The sequence below is a fragment of the Halorubrum coriense DSM 10284 genome (assembly GCF_000337035.1).
Classification (GTDB): Archaea; Halobacteriota; Halobacteria; order Halobacteriales; family Haloferacaceae; genus Halorubrum; species Halorubrum coriense.
The window spans coordinates 1-16,307 of record NZ_AOJL01000015.1 but is presented as its reverse complement, the minus strand read 5'-3'; the positions used below and the strand labels follow the sequence as shown (position 1 = coordinate 16,307).

Genomic DNA, 16,307 nt, shown 5'->3' with positions numbered 1-16,307 from the left:
TGAGGTGTCAGTCCACGTCGACGCCATCGGGGAAATCGACCGCCGCCCCGAACACTTCGGTGTGGTTTTGGGTGACGGCCGAGCCGAGGGCACCGAGCCCGCTCGCCGACCCGTCGAGCCAGGTGACGGCGCCGTTCGCTTCCAAGAACCCGACGCGGCCGCCGTCGTCGTCTATCACTAGCACACCGCCGAACAGTCCGCCGGTCCCTTCCGCGATCGCGACGTCGTATCCGCGGTCCTCGAGCTGCGATCGGTATCGTTCCATGCGCGAACGCAACGACGAACGCTGCGTCGAGGTCAGCGGATCGAAGTAGATCCCCACTTCCGGCCGGTCGTCACTCATCGGTCGTCCTCCCTCGCATCGCGGTTTTCACGGTCGCGTGCCCATCCCCGCGGGAGGCTGAGTCCCGGGAACTTCGCCGGCTTGCGAAGCCGTTCGCGTGCGCGTTCGGTTCGTTTCTCCGCAGCATCTTCATCGGTGTTCCGCTCGTCATCCTTGCTTCGTTTACCCTCATCGGCTCTCTTCTCGTCGGTCTTCGTGGTCGGCTTGGTTGATTCATCGGTCGGTGATCTTGTCTCCCCCTGTTCGTCGTCTGTCCGCTCGTCGTCCGTTCGCTCGTCGTCTGTTCGCTCGTCGTCCGTTCGTTCGTCTTTCGTCCGCTCGTGTCCGCTCCGCGCTTCTTTTCGGATGTCCTCGCTGCTCTCGTCAACGTCCACGGAGCCCACGGCGTCTCCGGAGTCGACCGGCGGCTCCCGGAGCGGAACGTGGACGTCGAGACCCCCTCCTGGACGCCTGCGGTCGTCGGTCGCGTCGGTGAGATCCCCCGCTTGGAGGAAGTCGTACACCTCGAGGTCGAGTCCGAGTTCGGTCTGGTCGCCGGCCGACGGCTCCGTGACGAACACCTGGATACCGCGTTTGGTCTCTCTCGCTTCGAGCCCGACGTCGAGAGTCACGGAGAGGTTGGCGGCGTGATACACCGGGAGGCTCAGGTCGTCGGAGAACTCACCGGATTCGACCATCCGACGCAGCCGCTGCCGTCCGTTGAGCAGCGCTTGCATCTCCGCTTCGGACACCGCGTCGTACAGCGACGCGAGGAAGTGGCGGAGTTCGGTCATTCCGTCTCCTCTTCCCGGTCGGCGCGCGAGGCCTCGCGCTTGGAGTCGACCGCCAGCTCGTCGGTCGCGTCCCCGTCGGTGACGGTCGTCGCGAGCGTCCGTTCGAGGAGGTCGACGCCGGTCGATTTGTTCTCGACCTCGGCGCGCATCGTGATATCGAGGTCGAAGGACGATCGACTCCGACGCGCGAACGATTCGGAACGGGTCGCCGGGGCGACCGTCAACCGTCGCGGCGTCAACGAGGACGACCGCGTCGTCTTCCCTCCCTCGACCCGCCCCTCGCCTTTGCCCTTACTGGTGGGTCGCTGGCCTTCGGGCGACTCGACGTCGACGATCTTCGCCGAGAACGTCTGTTCGATCTCGTGAACCACGAGTTCGGGAAGCGACAGGAACAGCAGTACCGGGACGCCGAGCGTTTTCCGGCGCTGAACCGTTTCGCCCGTGGTCGAGTCGAGCTCCGTCGTCGCGTACTCGAACGACACCGTCGACGGCGTTCCGTCCCGCTCGAAGCCGATCTCACGGAGGAGATCGACCGTCTCCCGTTGCGCCTGCGCGCTGGCGTCGATCGCCGCGATGAGCGGCGCCGAGAACAGCGTCGAGAGCGGGAGGTCGGCGAGCGTATCGGTCGGACTCACACGCTCACTCTCCCGACACGTCGTCGGTGATCGCGGTCTCGAGGGCCGTGAGGACCCGCGAAGCCCCCTCCGGCGGCTCTATCGAACCGGCCTCGACTCGAACGCGCTGATCGTACGTCCGCTTGATCTCCTTCCCCCGGCGAGTCGAGGACTGGTACCCGATGTTCACCGACGACCTCGTCTTCCCGTTGACGAACCCGACGTCGAACCCGCCCTCGGCCTCCCTCGAGAAGTCGACCTCGAACTGACTCGATCGGGCGTACGAGTCCACCGAGTTCAGCTTCACGTTGAAATCGATCGTGACGTTTTCCACCTCGAAGTACGGGATGTGGAGCAGCAGCAACAGCGGAACGGACATGACGTGTTCTTCGGACACCTCGTCGCCCGAGACGTCGTCTATCACCTGCTTGGAGTAGGTAAAATCGACCATTACCGGCTCCTGATCGCCGACGACCGGATCTGTGAACCCGAGTTCCATGATGTACTCCGCCGCGGTCTGTGACGCGCTCGCGTTCGCCTCGACGGCGGCCCGGAGCGGCTCTCCGATGACGTGTTCGTACGGGATGCTCGCGAGCTCCGCGGTGAAATCTGGGTTCGGCATGATACCATCACACAATGATCTCGGATTAGTATAAAGATGCCTATAATTAAAACTTAGAATTAACTCACAGTTCTATGGGATCTGTGTCTACCGTCCGTTCTCTACCGAATAGCGGCGCTCGTTCTCGTCCCCCGGTCGGCCGGAACTAGGTCCGCCGGACGGGGGCATTCTTTTATCGGTCGTCGGGATTCTCTCACACATGAGCGACCCAGACGTTGTCGTGTTGCGCCAGACGATCCACGGTGCGGGCGCGAGCGAGTTGGCCGCGACGATACGCGAACGACTCCCCGACCTATCCGTCGCGCTGGCGAAAACGCCGGCCGAAGAGCGCGAACTGATCCGGACCGCGCGGGTGGCGGTCGGCCTCTCCATCGACGAAGAACTGCTCGCCGTCGCCGAGGAGCTGGAGCTGTTCGCCTGCGTGTTCGCGGGGACCGGCCACCTCCCGCGCGACCTGCTCGACGACCACGGCGTCGCCGTGACGAACGCGTCCGGCGTCCACGGCCCGAACATCGCCGAACACGTCGTGGGGTCGATGATCGCGCACGCGCGGCAGTTCCACCGGGCGTACCGACAGCAGTCCCGGCGCGAGTGGCGCACGTACGAGACGACCGAGGTGTACGGATCGACGGTGGCCGTGGTCGGGCTCGGCGCTATCGGGCGCGCGGTCGTCGACCGGCTCGAGTCGTTCGACGTGGAGACGGTCGGCGTCCGGTACTCTCCGGAAAAGGGCGGGCCGACCGACGAGGTGTGCGGGTTCGACGAGTTCCACGAGGCCGTCGCGGACGCCGAGTACGTCGTGTTGGCGTGCCCGCTCACCGAGACGACTCGGGGGCTCGTCGACGCCGACGCGCTCCGGACGATGCGGCCCGACGCCGTCCTCGTCAACATCGCGCGCGGGCCGGTCGTCGACACCGACGCGCTCGTGACCGAGCTCCGGAACGACCGCATCCGCGGCGCGGCGCTGGACGTCACCGACCCGGAACCGCTCCCCGAAGACCACCCGCTGTGGGGACTGTCGAACGCGACGATCACGCCGCACAACGCCGGCCACACGCCCGAGTACTACGAGCGCCTCGCGGAGATCCTCGCCGACAACGTCGCGCGGCTGAAAGCCGGCGACGAACTCCGGAACCGCGTGGTGTAGGGCGACGCAGGCGACGATCGTGCCGAACCGGATCTGAGTATATAGTAATATATAGCAAAAATAACTCTCTATCTATTACCACGGAGACGTTCTATCGAGCCATCTGAACGACCGCTCGGTACCCTATTCGATCCGAACCTACTACGCGGTATATATTTTGATCAAAATTAAGGTGTTCCGCTCCGGAGCGTGAGGTATGGAAACGCGGAAGGTTCAGGTCACCGGCGGTTCGACGTACACGGTCTCGATTCCGAAGACGTGGGCGACCGACAACGACGTCGAGGCCGGGACGGAGATCGAGTTCCACCCGGACGGCGACTCGCTGTTCCTCACGCCGCGGTCGGAGGAGGAGCGGACCAGGGGAACGCTGGACATCTCCGACTTGAGCGGACAGGCCCTCCAGCGGGCGGTGACGACGATGTACGTCAGCGGCTTCGACGTCATCGAACTGGAGGCGGCCGAGATCACCACCGAGCAGCGGTCGACGATACGCGACGCGGTCCAGAGCCTCGTCGGTCTCGAAGTGCTGGAGGAGACTCGCGACCGGGTCGTCGTCCAGGACCTGCTCGACTCCTCCGAGCTGTCTATCCACAACGCGGTCACGCGGATGCGGCTGATCTCGCTGTCGATGCTCGAAGACGCGCTCGCCGCGCTCACCGAGCGCGACCACGACCTCGCGCGCGACGTGATCGGTCGCGACGACGACCTCGACCGGCTCTGGCTCGTCGTCTCGCGAATCTTCCGCGCGACGTTGCGGACACCGAAGGCCGCCGAGGAGCTCGGCCTGCCGCGCGAGGAGTGTTTCGACTACCACTCCAGCGCCCGCCAGTTGGAGCGGATCGGCGACCACGCGACGAAGATCGCACACCTGACGCTGAACATCGACGACCCGCTCCCCGACGACGTCGTCGAGGCGGTCAACGACCTCCACGGCGACGCGGTCGAGGTGATCGACACCGCGATGGACGCGCTGTTCGACGACGACACCGAGGCGGCGACCCGGCGGGCTAACGAGGCGCGAACCGGCGTCAGGGCGATCGACGAGCGCGTCCGGTCCATCGACGAAGTTCTCCGCGACCTCGACCCCACCCGCGCGCAACTGCTCGGGCTCGTCGTCGACTCCGTCCTCCGGTCGGCCGACTACGGCGGGAACATCGCCGAGACGGCGCTCCAGAAGGCCGCGCCGACGCCGTGAGGGATGTCCTCGGACGGATCGCTCGCCGACTGCCAGAGCGCCGGCGGCTCGCGATCGCCGGGGGCGCGGTCGTCCCCCTCGTCGCGCTGGTCGTCGCCGGCGGGGCCGCGTACTTCGCCGTCGGCCAGGGACCGGACGCGGACGCGGTGGCGGCGGTCGAGGCGGACCCGAGCGTCTCCGTCGATCGGACGGCGCTCGGGACCGCGGTCCGCGACGGACCGGTGACCGACTCGACCGTCGGACTCGTCTACTACCCGGGCGCGCGGGTGTCTCACGAGAGCTACGTCCCCACCGCCGCCGACATCCTCGCCGCGTCCGACCGCGTCGCGCTCGTCGTCGTCGTGGAGATGCCGCTCAACCTCGCCGTCCTCGCGCCGGACCGCGCCGACCGCGTGCGCGAACGCTACCCGGACGCGGGCGTCTGGGCGGTCGGCGGTCACTCGCTCGGCGGTGCCATGGCCTGTCGACACGCCGCCGAGAACGCCGCGGCGTACGACGCGCTCGTGCTTCACGCCGCCTACTGCGACCGCGACGTCTCCGAGAGCGGCCTCGACGTGCTCTCGGTGCTCGGCGGCGCAGACGGCGTGATCGACGCCGAACGGGAGCGCGCGTCGCGGTCGAACCTCCCGGCGGACGCCCGGATCGCGGAACTCGACGGCGTCAACCACGCCGGGTTCGGGGCTTACGGCAAGCAGCGCGGCGACGATCCCGCGTCGCTGTCGCCCGCCGCCAGCCGGGAGGCGGTCGGGAACGCGACCGGGACGTGGCTCGGCGAACGGGCCGAGGCGAATCGCAGCCCGCGCCAGTCCGTCTCGCCGCGCTCGCCGTTGCCGGGTGAGCGGGTTTTTTGAGCGCGCTCCCACGAAGTGATCGCATGCCAGAGATCGAACTCGGCGTTCCGCGGGGCGTCGTCGAGTCGCTCCCGGAGGAGGACGGGACCGCCGAACAGGACATGCGACGCGCCATCGCGGGGATCCAGTCGCGACTGAACGAGGCGCTCGACGAGGCGGACCCGGACGAGGCGGCCGAGGTCGTCGCGGACGCGGTCGAGCGCATGGAGACGCAGGCGAGCACCTACCACGAGTACGTCCCGGAGCTTCGCGCGTGGGGCCAGTCGCCCATCTACGCGATCGCGTGGCGGAACCTCTATCTCGAACTCATCGGCCAGCTGTACGACCACGAGTGGCTCGCCGACGACCTCGACCGCGAGCGCAACTTCCGGCTGGTCGAGGACGGCATCCGGCTGTCCGACCTGTAGCCGGCGGCGATCCGACTCCGCGGTCGCGGCTCGCTGCGACCGTCGCCCGTCTCCCTCCGCGGCCGCCGCCTTCCGCGGCCGGCCGCTTTTAAGCCGCCGCGACCCGACGTAGGAGTATGGAACTGGAACTGCGGTTCTTCGCGACGTTTCGCGAGGCCGCCGGTGGGAAGACGGTGAACGCTGAGTTCGCCGACGACTCCACGGTCGGCGACGTGCTGCGCGAGTTGGAGTCGACGTACGAGGGGATGGAGGGACGACTGGTCGTCGACGGCGACCTCGCCCCGCAGATCAACGTCCTGAAGAACGGTCGCGAGGTGCTCCACCTCGACGGGCTCGACACGCCGATCGGGGACGGCGACCGGCTCTCCGTGTTCCCGCCGGTCGCGGGAGGGGCATGAGCGACGACGGCTCGCCGCCCGCCGAGGGGGCGGTCGCTGACGCGGACGCGGCGGGGGCTGACCTCCCGCCCGCCGAGGACGGGTGGGAGCGGAAGACGGTGGCGTACCGCGGCATCTCTCGACGGCTCGCCGCCCACTACCTCAGGAACCTCGGGGGAGAGCTGGTCGGGACCGACGACCCGGCGGCGGCGACCCGCGTGGACGGTGACGGCTGGCGGGCGACCCTCAGCGCCGAGACGGTGACCGCGGCGGCCGCCATCACGCTCACCGAGGTGACCGCCGAGTTCGCCGGCGACCCCGACGTGCTCGCCGACCTCCTCCCGAAGTACCGACAGAAGGCCATGCGCGCCGGCGGGTGATGTCCGGCGACGGCGCGACCGGGGGCTCCGGAGACGGTTCCAACGGGGGCACGACCGGGGGCTCCGAGGACGGCTCGGACGACGACCGGGATGTCGGGTCGTACCCGATCGGGGGGACCGCGCTGGTGAAGGCGACCGCGCTCGCGAGCGTGCCGGCCGCCCGTCTCCCGACGCTGCTCGCGCGCGTCCAGGCGGATCTCGGCCCCAGAATCGAGGCGTATCGCCGGCGATACGAGCGGGTCACGGCCGAGTCGGACCGCGAGGCGTTCCTCGTCGAGCCCGACCACTGGGAGGAAGTCGCGGACCGGATCGGGCTCTCCGACCGCGAGCGCGACGCCGTGGTTCGCGCGCACGAGGCGACGGTAGAGCGGATCGGTTCCGGATGCGGCCGCCGAGAGGAGTTCGAGACCGCCTTGGAGATCCGGTCGTGCGTGGTCATCGGCGTTGGCGAGGATACGGACGAGGGCGAAGACGCGGGCGAGGGCGAAGCCGACTGATCCGCGGCCCTGTCGGCTCGGAGCCGGTCGCGGGAGTCGGCCCACCACCGACGCCTTTTCGTGTCGCACCGCGGACGTGGTCCCATGCGATTCGCTCGACTCCTCACGCCGGACGGGCCCGTGGCCGGTCGCTACGAAGACGGCGCGGTCGTCGCGGACGACGGCCGCTACGAGGTCGGTCGCGACGGGCGGCCGCTCCCGCCGTGCGAGCCCAGCGCGCTGTACTGCGTCGGTCGGAACTACGCGGCGACGCTCGACCAGATGGAGTACGAGCGCCCGGAAGAGCCGGACTTCTTCGTCAAACCTCCCGCGAGTCTGCTCGCGCACGGCGAGCCGATCCGCTACCCCCACTGGACCGACGAACTGACCTACGCCGGCGAACTGGTCGCCGTGATCGGCGAGCGCTGTCGCGACCTCGCCCCCGGGGACGTGCCGGAGGTCGTTCGCGGCTACACGGTCCTGAACGACGTCGACGCGCTCGACCAACAGGGCAGGACCGCGCGGAAGGCGTTCGACGGGTCCGCGCCGCTGGGGCCGTGGATCGAGACCGACGTCGACCCGACGAACCTCGACGTCGAGACGACGGTCGGCGGAGAGAAGCGCCAAGACGCCAACACGGAGCTGATGTTATTCGGACCGCACGAGGTGGTGTCGTACCTCTCGAAGCGGTTCACCTTCGAGCCCGGTGATTGTATCGCGTTCGGTAGCCCGGCGAACCCCGGGCTCGTCGAGCCCGGCGAGCGCGTCGAAATCACCTACGAGGGCGTCGGGACGCTCTCGAACCGCGTCGTCGAGCCTGGTGTGAACTGATCCTCTCGGAGTCGGCCGGACGCGTGTCAGTCCGTTTCAGGGACTTCCGGGGTCGCTGTCCCCGGCGCTCGCGTCGTCGATCCGCTCGTTCGCGGTCGCTAGCGCCGACTCGTCGCCGGTTCGCACGTACGCTCCGACGGCGTCGGCCGCCTCGACGAGAGCGTCCGCGGTCGCGGGCGGCACGTCGCCGCCGAGCGCGTCGACGCGCGCGACGCGGTCGCGGAGGCGCTCGAAGGTGTCGCGAGCGGGGCCGACTCTGGCTTCGGGACGGCCCCCGTCTACGGTGACGGTTCTGGCGTCGTCCGCGTCACCATTTTCTTCATCGGCTTCGGCGTCGTCTCGGTCGGCCTCGACATCGCTCCGGTCGGCTCGGGCTTCGAGTTCGTCGAGGAAGTCGAGCGCGTCGCTGCGGTACGCCTCGACGGCGCGGACGGTCGCCATTCCCCGGGCTTCGCGGAGCGCGCTCGGAACCGCGTCCGCCGCCGGTCGGACGCCCTCGTCGGCGCGGGCGAGGAGGTCGAGGAGGTACTCGCGGTCGGCGTCGGTGGGGTCCCGAAGCCGTTCGAAGCAGTCGACGGCCTCCAGCAGTTCGCGGGCCGCGAGGTAGGTCTCGTCGAGGGAGGCGAGTCGACCGCCGTCGATGAAGCCGCGTTTCCGGCAGTATTCCCGGAGGTCAGACTGGAGCTCGTCGACGCCCGATCGGGGGAGGGTATCGGGAGCGTCTCCGAACCGCTCGCGGTGAGCGGCGAGGTCGAGCGCGACGGGCGCGTCCGTGTGCGCGGTCCGGGCGTCGACGCCGACGCTGCGTAGGTCGCCGCAGCTCGGGCACGCGACCGAGCCCGTCTCGTAGTACGACCACCGCGTGCCGCAGGACTGACACTCGCGTTCGCCGCGGACTTTCATGCGGTCCGATTCGTCGCGTCCGCCCTAAACGACTGCGGGTCGACGCCGTCGACTCGGGCCGAGCGATTCGTTCGGCGGCGGTCCGGGTGCCAGTCTATTTCACTCCCTCCGGTCAAGGATCCGTATGGACTGGCACGCCGTCGACGCGCTCGACCGCGCGACCGACGGGACCCGGCGGTTCCTCTTCCCCTTCGAGGCGGTCCGGTGGGCGAAGCTCGCGTTCCTCGCGCTCGCGATGGCCGGCGGGGGAATCAGCGGGTTTCGTGCCGGGATTCCGTCGTTCAGCGCTTCGACGGTCGGGTTTGGCGTTTTGACGACCGGATTTGGCGCTTCGACGATCGGACTCAGTGCGGGGGCTGAGGCAGTTTCGCCGTCGGCCGAGTCAGTACCGTTGAGCGGCGGATTCCTGCCGGAGGCCTTCGGAGGAGCCGCGGCCTCGGGCCTCGACCGCCTCGTTGGACTGAACGAGTCGCTGCTCGTCGCGCTCGCCGTCGTGACGCTGCTCGTCGCGCTCGCGCTCGTCGCGTGTTCGTTCGCGTTTCGGCTCGCGTTCTACGACGCGCTCGCCACGGGGGAGGTCGCGCTCTGGCGTTCGCTTCGCGCTCGATTTCGACAGGCGTCAGAGCTGTTAGCCATCCTCGCGGGGATCGCGGTCGTCGCCGCGACGCCGGTGGTCGCGGTCGTCGCTGCCGTCGGCTCCACGTCGATATTCCTCACCGGTTCTACGCCGTTGCCCGTCGTTGGCGTGTCGCCCGGCGGATCGTTGGGATTTCCGGGACCGGTGACCGCCGCGATTGTCGCGGTCGGAGTCGCGGTGACACTGATCGGAATCGTCGTCTCCCGCCTCACGTTCGAGTTCGTCGCGCCGGCGATGGTCGCTCGCGACGTGGGAGTGATTGCGGGGTGGCGAGCGGTCTGGGCGTCGCTCCGCGGATCGTGGAGCGAGGTCGTCGCGTACCTCGTCGTTCACGCTCTCGTCGCGACGGGCGTCAGGATCGTCTTGACCCTCGCTGTCGCGTCCGTCGCGGCCGTCGTCGCCGTGACCGGGTTCGTCGTGGCCCTCGTCGCGGCGGTCCCGCTCGGCGGAGTCGAGGCGGTGTTCGGGACGACTGCGGGACTGTTCGTTCTCGGGACCGTGCTGCTCTGTTCGGTCGTCGCGCTCGTGGCCGTGACGCTCCCGGTCCGGTTGGTGACGCGGACGTACCTGACCGCGTACGAGGTCTCGACGCTCGCCGGGATCGACCCGGACCTGTCGCCGCTGGCACCGTCTGGCGCGGCGAGCGATGGGACAGCGTCGATCGGCGGCGGGCGAGCCGGTACCCGATGATGCCTTTGTCCGAGTGAGTAGTGGCCCCGTCCGGGTGAGTAGTGGCCGCGCGGGACTCGTGACGACGAACGATCGTCAGATGTCGAATCATCTGTTCGACACCATCGGATAGCTTTTTACTCCGTTCACGAATGGAGAGAGACATGGGACTAGACGACGACGCGCGGGAGTACCACCGACAGGAGCCGCCCGGAAAGATCGCAATCGAGACGACGAAGCCTACGAACACGCAACGTGACCTCTCGTTAGCGTACTCGCCGGGGGTCGCCGCGCCGTGTCGCGACATCGCGGCAGATCCCGAGTCCGTCTTCGAGTACACGGCAAAGGGGAACCTCGTCGCCGTCGTCTCGAACGGATCGGCCGTCCTCGGGCTCGGCGACATCGGTGCCGCCGCCTCGAAGCCGGTCATGGAAGGGAAGGGAGTGTTGTTCAAGCGCTTCGCAGACATCGACGTCTTCGACATCGAACTGGACATCGACTCCGTCGACCCGTTCTGCGAGGCGGTGAAGGCGATGGGGCCGACGTTCGGCGGGATCAACTTGGAGGACATCAAGGCCCCCGAGTGCTTCAAGATCGAGGAGCGCCTCCGCGAAGAGATGGACGTCCCGGTGTTCCACGACGACCAGCACGGCACCGCCATCATCTCCGGCGCGGCGTTAATGAACGCGGTCGACATCTCGGACAAGGACCTCTCGGAGCTCGAAATCGTCTTCTCCGGTGCCGGCGCGTCCGCCATCGCGACGGCCCGGTTCTACGTCTCGCTCGGCGCGCGCAAAGAGAACATCACGATGTGCGACTCCTCCGGGATCATCACCGAGGAGCGCGTCGAGGCGGGCGAGGTCAACGAGTACAAGAGCCAGTTCGCCAGCCCGGTCGAGGACGGCGACCTCGCGGACGCCATGGCGGGAGCGGACGTGTTCGTCGGCCTCTCGGTCGGCGGTATCGTCTCCAAAGAGATGGTCCGCTCGATGGCCGCCGACCCGATCATCTTCGCGATGGCGAACCCCGACCCCGAGATCACCTACGAGGACGCGAAGGCCGCGCGCGACGACACGGTGATCATGGCGACGGGCCGGTCGGACTACCCGAACATGGTGAACAACGTGCTCGGGTTCCCGTTCCTGTTCCGCGGCGCGCTCGACGTGCGCGCGACCGAGATCAACGAGGAGATGAAGGCGGCCGCCGCGGAGGCGTTGGCCGACCTCGCGCGCAAGGACGTTCCTGACGCGGTCGTGAAGGCGTACGGCGACGACCCGCTCCAGTTCGGGCCGGACTACGTCATCCCGAAACCGCTCGACCCCCGAGTGTTGTTCGAGGTAGCGCCGCGCGTCGCGGAGGCCGCGATGGAGTCCGGTTCGGCGCGGGCCGAGATAGACTTAGAGAAGTACCGAGAGCGGCTCGAAGCGCGGCTGGGGAAGTCCCGCGAGATGATGCGGGTCGTGCTGAACAAAGCGAAGAGCGACCCGAAGCGGATCGCGCTCGCGGAGGGCACCGACGAGAAGATGATCCGCGCGGCCTACCAGCTCTCCGAGCAGGGGATCGCGGAGCCGGTGCTGCTCGGCGACGCCGACACCATCTCGCAGACTGCGGCGGAACTCGGGCTCTCGTTCCGCCCGCAGGTGGTCGATCCTGACAACCGGGACGTCTCCGGCTACGGGGAGCGGCTGTACGAACTCCGCAAGCGCAAAGGGATCACGAAACGCGAGGCGAACGACCTGATCAAGCGCGACACGAACTACCTCGGCAGCGTGATGGTCGAGACCGGCGACGTCGACGCGATGCTCACCGGACTCACCCACCACTACCCGTCGGCGCTCCGCCCCCCGCTTCAGGTCGTCGGGTCCGCGGAAGACACAGACACCGTCGCCGGTGTGTACATGCTCACGTTCAAGAACCGGGTCATTTTCTGTGCGGACACGACGGTCAACCAAGATCCGGACGCGGAGACGCTGGCGGAGGTCACGCGGCACACCGCGGACCTCGCGCGCCGGTTCAACGTCGAGCCGCGCGCCGCGATGTTGTCGTACTCGAACTTCGGGAGTGTCGACAACCAGGGGACCCGGAAGCCGCGCGACGCCGTCGATATCCTCCAGTCCGACGACAGCGTGGACTTCCCGGTCGACGGTGAGATGCAGGCCGACACCGCGGTCGTCGACGATATCCTCAACGGAACGTACGAGTTCTCTCAGCTCGACGAGGCCGCGAACGTCCTCGTGTTCCCGAACCTCGAGGCCGGGAACATCGGGTACAAGCTACTCCAGCGGCTCGGCGGTGCCGAAGCGATCGGGCCGATGCTGGTCGGCATGGACGAACCCGTCCACGTGCTTCAGCGGGGCGACGAGGTGAAAGACATCGTCAATCTCGCCAGCGTCGCCGTCGTGGACGCCCAAGAGTAGTCCGGCGAGGAATCACGGGCCTGCGTGCTCGCGAACTGCGCTGCGCCCGGCCGGACGTCTGTTTCCCGTCGGTCGTGCGCGTTTCTCAGGATACCGTCGGCGGACCTACCGACCCATATTCTGGTCCGTCGGTCGGCGTAGTTTTGTGTGGAGACACACCGTGTTTCCGGTGAAAGGGGGGCGTGCTGGGTGGGGGTGGTTTCGCTATGCTCGGCCAAGTCCTAGTCATGACCAGTTCAGAACAACAGGATTTATGTGCTATATCAGAGTAAAGCTCGCCAAGCGAAGTGAGCGAGTGCTCGCCGAGCGGTAATGGCGTTTCATCGGAAGTTCGAAACACGTCGGTAACTCGTACTTCGTCGGAAACCGATATTTCACCGGAAACCCGGTCTCCCCCTGCTGACAGAACCGCACAACATTCCCAACGAACACCTCGTTTCCGGTGAAACGTCTGTTTTAGATGCCTCCTCTCGAACCTTCTTCGAACCGTCTTTTCGTCCACCCCATTGTTATCGTCGTGTACTTTCTTCGCCCGTCCCCGCCTCACGCGCTCCGTATACGTGTTACCGCTTGGTCACGTCCTCTGTCGAGCTGACCTCGAGTACTCCGCTTATTGACCGCTCGCTTGTTCCGCCTAGACGCTCTTCTGATCCTGCTTCTCTGTCAATCGCCTCCGGTCAATCGCTTCCAACCGACTATCCTCTACCGCCCCTAACCGGTCGCCCCCGACTTTTCCCCAACCGATCGCCCCCAACTCTTCCCCAACCGATCGCCCCCAACTCTTCCCCAACCGATTGCCCTCGACTTTTCCCCGACCTCCCCCCGACCTCCCCCGGCCGCTCATCCTTTCACCGGAAACACGGTGTGTGTCTCCATTCACTGACTCACCCCTTACGCCGGCTCAAGCACCACCGCGAAACAGAACGCATTTCACCGGAAACCCGGTGTCTCTCTCATGGACGCAGCGGACGACCTCTTCACGAGAGAGGACCCCATCTTTTCGAACAAGGAGCTCCTCGAGATCAGTCACTTACCCGGCGAGGGACGCATCGTGGGTCGAGACGACGAGATCGCCGACTTGGCGACCGCCGTCAACCCAGCTATTTTCGGGCAGAGCCCGAGCAACGTGCTCATCTACGGGAAGACAGGCACCGGGAAGTCGCTGTGTGCGAAGTACGTCTCCAAGCGACTCGTTTCGACCGCCAGCGAGGAAGGCGTCACGGCGACGTTCGCCTACGTCGACTGCGCGCAGGATACCACCGAGACGCAGGCGGTCCAGACGATCGCCGAAGGCGTCAACGACCCGGACGAGACCGGGATCAACGTCCCCGACAAGGGACTCTCCACCTCGACGTACTACAAACGCCTCTGGCGCATCCTCGACCAGCGGTACGACGTCGTCTTGATCCTGCTCGACGAGATTGACAAGCTAGACGACGACGCCATTTTGATGCAGCTGTCTCGCGCGGGTGAGGCCGGAAAGATCACTGACTGTAAGCTGGGTGTCGTCGGAATCAGTAACAAGATTCAGTACAAAGACCGAATGGACGAGCGCGTCAAATCGAGCCTCTGTGAACGCGAGTTCGTCTTCCCCCCGTACGATGCGAACCAACTCCGTGAGATCATGCAAGCGCGCGCGGACGCGTTTCACGATGACGTTCTCGAACCGTCGACGATCCCCCGCGCCGCCGCACTCGCCGCCCGCGAACACGGCGACGCGCGGAAGGCAATCGACATCCTCCGGTACGCCGGGGAGATAGCGCAGGCGAACGGAGAACCCACCGTTCGCGAGGAGTTCGTTACGCAGGCGCGCGAGCGAGCCGAGACCGACCGCTTTCGAGAGCTCATCCGCGGGTCCACGCCACACTCCCGATACGTCCTTCAAGCGCTCGCGTTGCTGTCGCTCTCGAACGGACGGCAGGACGGATTCCGGACGAGTCGTGTGTACGAGATCTACGAGAACATCTGCCGACAGGAGGGCTCTGACAGCCTTTCGCTGCGACGCGTCCGCGATCTCCTGAAAGAGCACGCATTCTTGGACATCATCGAGCAGTCGAAACACAGTGGCGGCAGCGCGGAGGGGAGTTACACGAAACACCAGCTCCTCGAGGATCCGAGCGTGGTCAAGGAAGTCCTCACCGAAGACAGCACAGAGTCGTAAGGCCTGTTATCTGCGTTTCGCACCGACAGTCGACCGATCTAACTTACTTCCGGACCGGCCGAACCCGGGTACCGCCTCCCTTCCGAAACGAGGTCACCGAACAGACCGATCGATGCCAACGCGTCAGCCGAGCAGACCGAGCCCTTCGATGCGCTCGACAATCTCCTTGACCGCTTCTTCAGCGTCGTCCGTCCGTTTGCCGCCGGTAATGACGATCTTCCCGCTCCCGAAGAGCAGGATGACGACCTCCGGCTCATCCATCCGGTAGACGAGTCCGGGGAACTGCTCCGGCTCGTACTCCACGTCCTCTAAGCCGAGCCCGATCGCGAGAGCGTTGAGGTTGAGGTTGTGACCGAGGTCCGCGCTCGATACGATGTTCTGAACGGTGATCTCCGGGTCGTCTTCGACCGGAATCTGAAGGCCGCGAAGCTTTTCGAATATGATCCCGAGCGCCTCGTGGACGTCGTCGATGCTTTTTGCGCCCGTACAGACGATCTTTCCCGAGCGGAAGATCAGTGCGGCCGCCTTCGGCTCTTGGGTCCGGTAAACGAGCCCGGGGAAGTTGTCGGGGTTGAAATCCGCACCTGGGAGGTCCTCCGCGAGCGCCTCCAAATCGAGTTCCTGACCGATACCTGTCGATGCAACGACGTTCTGAATCTCGATCGAGTCTGCAGGGTTCGTCATCGTTCGCTTTTATATGTGGCCCCCTCCCTTATAAACGCCCGTGGTATAAACGGCCGGGCTTTCCCACTGCGTGTTTTCGGTGCGCTCGCGCGCACGCACGAGACTCACCCGAACACGGAGGATTTTCATGAGTATCATCTGATATTTTGTCCGCAAACGCTCCTCATCGAGTCGATCGATACGTTCGTTTACATTACCGTGTCTCCTCTCGACGGCTCCCCCCGCTCGCTCGGAACGGTCCATGAAACCGCATGACGTGGAGCAGATGGTTCGACGGGGTTAAATACAACCCGGGCATTCGAATGAATGCGAGGAGCCCCCGACGAGGGGGCACCGGCCGGCCGCTGACGCGGCCGGTCGAAGCGTTCCGACGTGCTTAAGTGTATAAGACCGTTCGGTTGAAATGCGAAGAACGCACCGCGGACTCGGGCCGTTCAACTCGGCCCGGTTTCGCAGAGTCGGTTCATCCGACTCACCCGATGAGGATCACGCCCCCTGCGCTCCGGCGTAAGCGGTGATCTGATGTGAGCCGTGGTCGTTCGGTGTCATCCAAGCCGTTGGATGGGCCGGACACCACACAGACCAATGCAATGGTGTGTCAACCCTCGTTTCCAACGAGATTGACACCCGCCAACACCCCCTTCGAGCCGGGAATCAGGCTCGAAGGATATTCATTCCGGTTGATCCTGCCGGAGGCCATTGCTATTGGGATCCGATTTAGCCATGCTAGTCGCACGAGTTCAGACTCGTGGCGAATAGCTCAGTAACACGTGGCCAAACTACCCTTCGGAACACAATACCCTCGGGAAACTGAGGCTAA

The 16,307-nt window shown here is 66.2% G+C and carries 17 protein-coding genes and 1 rRNA gene; 12 read left to right on the top strand and 6 right to left on the bottom strand.

Going from position 1 to position 16,307, the window contains the following annotated elements; all coding sequences use genetic code 11:
- Positions 1 to 7: 7 nt before the first annotated feature.
- Genes C464_RS02820 through C464_RS02805 form a run of 4 tightly spaced genes read right to left on the bottom strand, consistent with a single transcriptional unit; the run spans position 8 to position 2,352 of the window.
- Entirely contained in the window at positions 8 to 343 is a 336-nt protein-coding gene (locus C464_RS02820; RefSeq protein ID WP_006111998.1) for a hypothetical protein, read from the bottom strand.
- A complete protein-coding gene (locus tag C464_RS19125; protein ID WP_152420869.1) occupies positions 340 to 1,059 on the bottom strand; it encodes a hypothetical protein in 720 nt (239 codons plus the stop codon). The genes C464_RS02820 and C464_RS19125 overlap by 4 nt, the downstream gene beginning before the upstream one ends.
- A gap of 53 nt (positions 1,060 to 1,112) precedes the next feature.
- Positions 1,113 to 1,751 carry a DUF2589 domain-containing protein gene (locus tag C464_RS02810; protein ID WP_006111996.1) on the bottom strand — a complete coding sequence of 213 codons (639 nt, stop codon included), beginning with the start codon at positions 1,749 to 1,751 and terminating at the stop codon, positions 1,113 to 1,115.
- A 4-nt stretch (positions 1,752 to 1,755) separates the two neighbouring features.
- Positions 1,756 to 2,352, bottom strand: a complete 597-nt coding sequence (locus tag C464_RS02805) for a DUF2589 domain-containing protein (protein ID WP_006111995.1) — start codon at positions 2,350 to 2,352, stop codon at positions 1,756 to 1,758.
- 199 nt (positions 2,353 to 2,551) lie between these two features.
- Here C464_RS02805 and C464_RS02800 point away from each other — a divergent pair, with 199 nt between their 5' ends.
- From C464_RS02800 to C464_RS02765, 8 genes are all read left to right on the top strand, one after another.
- The gene (locus C464_RS02800) at positions 2,552 to 3,499 is read left to right on the top strand and encodes a D-2-hydroxyacid dehydrogenase (protein ID WP_006111994.1); all 948 of its coding nucleotides are present in this window, start codon (positions 2,552 to 2,554) and stop codon (positions 3,497 to 3,499) included.
- Positions 3,500 to 3,695: 196 nt separating this feature from the next.
- Positions 3,696 to 4,694, top strand: a complete 999-nt coding sequence (locus C464_RS02795; RefSeq protein ID WP_006111993.1) for a phosphate signaling complex PhoU family protein — start codon at positions 3,696 to 3,698, stop codon at positions 4,692 to 4,694.
- A complete protein-coding gene (locus tag C464_RS02790; protein WP_006111992.1) occupies positions 4,691 to 5,545 on the top strand; it encodes an alpha/beta hydrolase in 855 nt (284 codons plus the stop codon). The genes C464_RS02795 and C464_RS02790 overlap by 4 nt, the downstream gene beginning before the upstream one ends.
- 23 nt (positions 5,546 to 5,568) lie before the next feature.
- Complete coding sequence (locus C464_RS02785; protein ID WP_006111991.1) at positions 5,569 to 5,952, top strand: hypothetical protein; 384 nt, start codon at positions 5,569 to 5,571, stop codon at positions 5,950 to 5,952.
- A gap of 116 nt (positions 5,953 to 6,068) precedes the next feature.
- On the top strand, positions 6,069 to 6,350 hold the full coding sequence (locus C464_RS02780) for a ubiquitin-like small modifier protein 1 (protein WP_006111990.1): 282 nt from the start codon (positions 6,069 to 6,071) through the stop codon (positions 6,348 to 6,350).
- Positions 6,347 to 6,709: a hypothetical protein gene (locus C464_RS02775; RefSeq protein WP_006111989.1), complete on the top strand. Its 363-nt coding sequence runs from the start codon at positions 6,347 to 6,349 to the stop codon at positions 6,707 to 6,709. The genes C464_RS02780 and C464_RS02775 overlap by 4 nt, the downstream gene beginning before the upstream one ends.
- Positions 6,709 to 7,206, top strand: a complete 498-nt coding sequence (locus C464_RS02770) for a hypothetical protein (protein ID WP_006111988.1) — start codon at positions 6,709 to 6,711, stop codon at positions 7,204 to 7,206. The genes C464_RS02775 and C464_RS02770 overlap by 1 nt, the downstream gene beginning before the upstream one ends.
- 84 nt (positions 7,207 to 7,290) lie before the next feature.
- Positions 7,291 to 8,016, top strand: coding sequence for a fumarylacetoacetate hydrolase family protein (locus C464_RS02765; protein ID WP_006111987.1), 726 nt, complete (start codon positions 7,291 to 7,293; stop codon positions 8,014 to 8,016).
- A 36-nt stretch (positions 8,017 to 8,052) separates the two neighbouring features.
- On the opposite strand, the gene C464_RS02760 is transcribed toward C464_RS02765, so the two are convergent.
- Positions 8,053 to 8,919, bottom strand: a complete 867-nt coding sequence (locus tag C464_RS02760) for a DUF7117 family protein (RefSeq protein ID WP_006111986.1) — start codon at positions 8,917 to 8,919, stop codon at positions 8,053 to 8,055.
- Between the two features lie 124 nt (positions 8,920 to 9,043).
- Between C464_RS02760 and C464_RS02755 the strand changes: the two genes are divergently transcribed.
- The 3 genes from C464_RS02755 (at position 9,044) to C464_RS02745 (ending at position 14,803) form a co-directional block, all read left to right on the top strand.
- Complete coding sequence (locus tag C464_RS02755; protein ID WP_006111985.1) at positions 9,044 to 10,246, top strand: DUF7544 domain-containing protein; 1,203 nt, start codon at positions 9,044 to 9,046, stop codon at positions 10,244 to 10,246.
- Positions 10,247 to 10,389: 143 nt separating this feature from the next.
- Positions 10,390 to 12,642 carry an NADP-dependent malic enzyme gene (locus C464_RS02750; protein WP_006111984.1) on the top strand — a complete coding sequence of 751 codons (2,253 nt, stop codon included), beginning with the start codon at positions 10,390 to 10,392 and terminating at the stop codon, positions 12,640 to 12,642.
- A 955-nt stretch (positions 12,643 to 13,597) separates the two neighbouring features.
- Positions 13,598 to 14,803: a Cdc6/Cdc18 family protein gene (locus tag C464_RS02745; RefSeq protein WP_006111983.1), complete on the top strand. Its 1,206-nt coding sequence runs from the start codon at positions 13,598 to 13,600 to the stop codon at positions 14,801 to 14,803.
- A gap of 123 nt (positions 14,804 to 14,926) precedes the next feature.
- On the opposite strand, the gene C464_RS02740 is transcribed toward C464_RS02745, so the two are convergent.
- Positions 14,927 to 15,487 (bottom strand): TATA-box-binding protein, encoded by a 561-nt coding sequence (locus C464_RS02740; RefSeq protein WP_006111982.1) that lies wholly within the window; start codon positions 15,485 to 15,487, stop codon positions 14,927 to 14,929.
- A 673-nt stretch (positions 15,488 to 16,160) separates the two neighbouring features.
- On the opposite strand from C464_RS02740, the gene C464_RS02735 reads away from it, so the two are divergent.
- A 16S ribosomal RNA gene (locus tag C464_RS02735) occupies positions 16,161 to 16,307 on the top strand; the annotation flags it as partial.

Bases quoted from the DNA above. Each gene is read 5' to 3' on its own strand.
- C464_RS02745 (WP_006111983.1), top strand. From the start codon at position 13,598: ATGGACGCAGCGGACGACCTCTTCACGAGAGAGGACCCCATCTTTTCG.
- C464_RS02755 (WP_006111985.1), top strand. From the start codon at position 9,044: ATGGACTGGCACGCCGTCGACGCGCTCGACCGCGCGACCGACGGGACC.
- C464_RS02805 (WP_006111995.1), bottom strand. From the start codon at position 2,352: ATGCCGAACCCAGATTTCACCGCGGAGCTCGCGAGCATCCCGTACGAA.
- C464_RS02770 (WP_006111988.1), top strand. From the start codon at position 6,709: ATGTCCGGCGACGGCGCGACCGGGGGCTCCGGAGACGGTTCCAACGGG.
- C464_RS02795 (WP_006111993.1), top strand. From the start codon at position 3,696: ATGGAAACGCGGAAGGTTCAGGTCACCGGCGGTTCGACGTACACGGTC.
- C464_RS02750 (WP_006111984.1), top strand. From the start codon at position 10,390: ATGGGACTAGACGACGACGCGCGGGAGTACCACCGACAGGAGCCGCCC.
- C464_RS02780 (WP_006111990.1), top strand. From the start codon at position 6,069: ATGGAACTGGAACTGCGGTTCTTCGCGACGTTTCGCGAGGCCGCCGGT.
- C464_RS02820 (WP_006111998.1), bottom strand. From the start codon at position 343: ATGAGTGACGACCGGCCGGAAGTGGGGATCTACTTCGATCCGCTGACC.
- C464_RS02740 (WP_006111982.1), bottom strand. From the start codon at position 15,487: ATGACGAACCCTGCAGACTCGATCGAGATTCAGAACGTCGTTGCATCG.
- C464_RS02800 (WP_006111994.1), top strand. From the start codon at position 2,552: ATGAGCGACCCAGACGTTGTCGTGTTGCGCCAGACGATCCACGGTGCG.
- C464_RS02775 (WP_006111989.1), top strand. From the start codon at position 6,347: ATGAGCGACGACGGCTCGCCGCCCGCCGAGGGGGCGGTCGCTGACGCG.
- C464_RS02765 (WP_006111987.1), top strand. From the start codon at position 7,291: ATGCGATTCGCTCGACTCCTCACGCCGGACGGGCCCGTGGCCGGTCGC.
- C464_RS02785 (WP_006111991.1), top strand. From the start codon at position 5,569: ATGCCAGAGATCGAACTCGGCGTTCCGCGGGGCGTCGTCGAGTCGCTC.
- C464_RS02760 (WP_006111986.1), bottom strand. From the start codon at position 8,919: ATGAAAGTCCGCGGCGAACGCGAGTGTCAGTCCTGCGGCACGCGGTGG.
- C464_RS19125 (WP_152420869.1), bottom strand. From the start codon at position 1,059: ATGCAAGCGCTGCTCAACGGACGGCAGCGGCTGCGTCGGATGGTCGAA.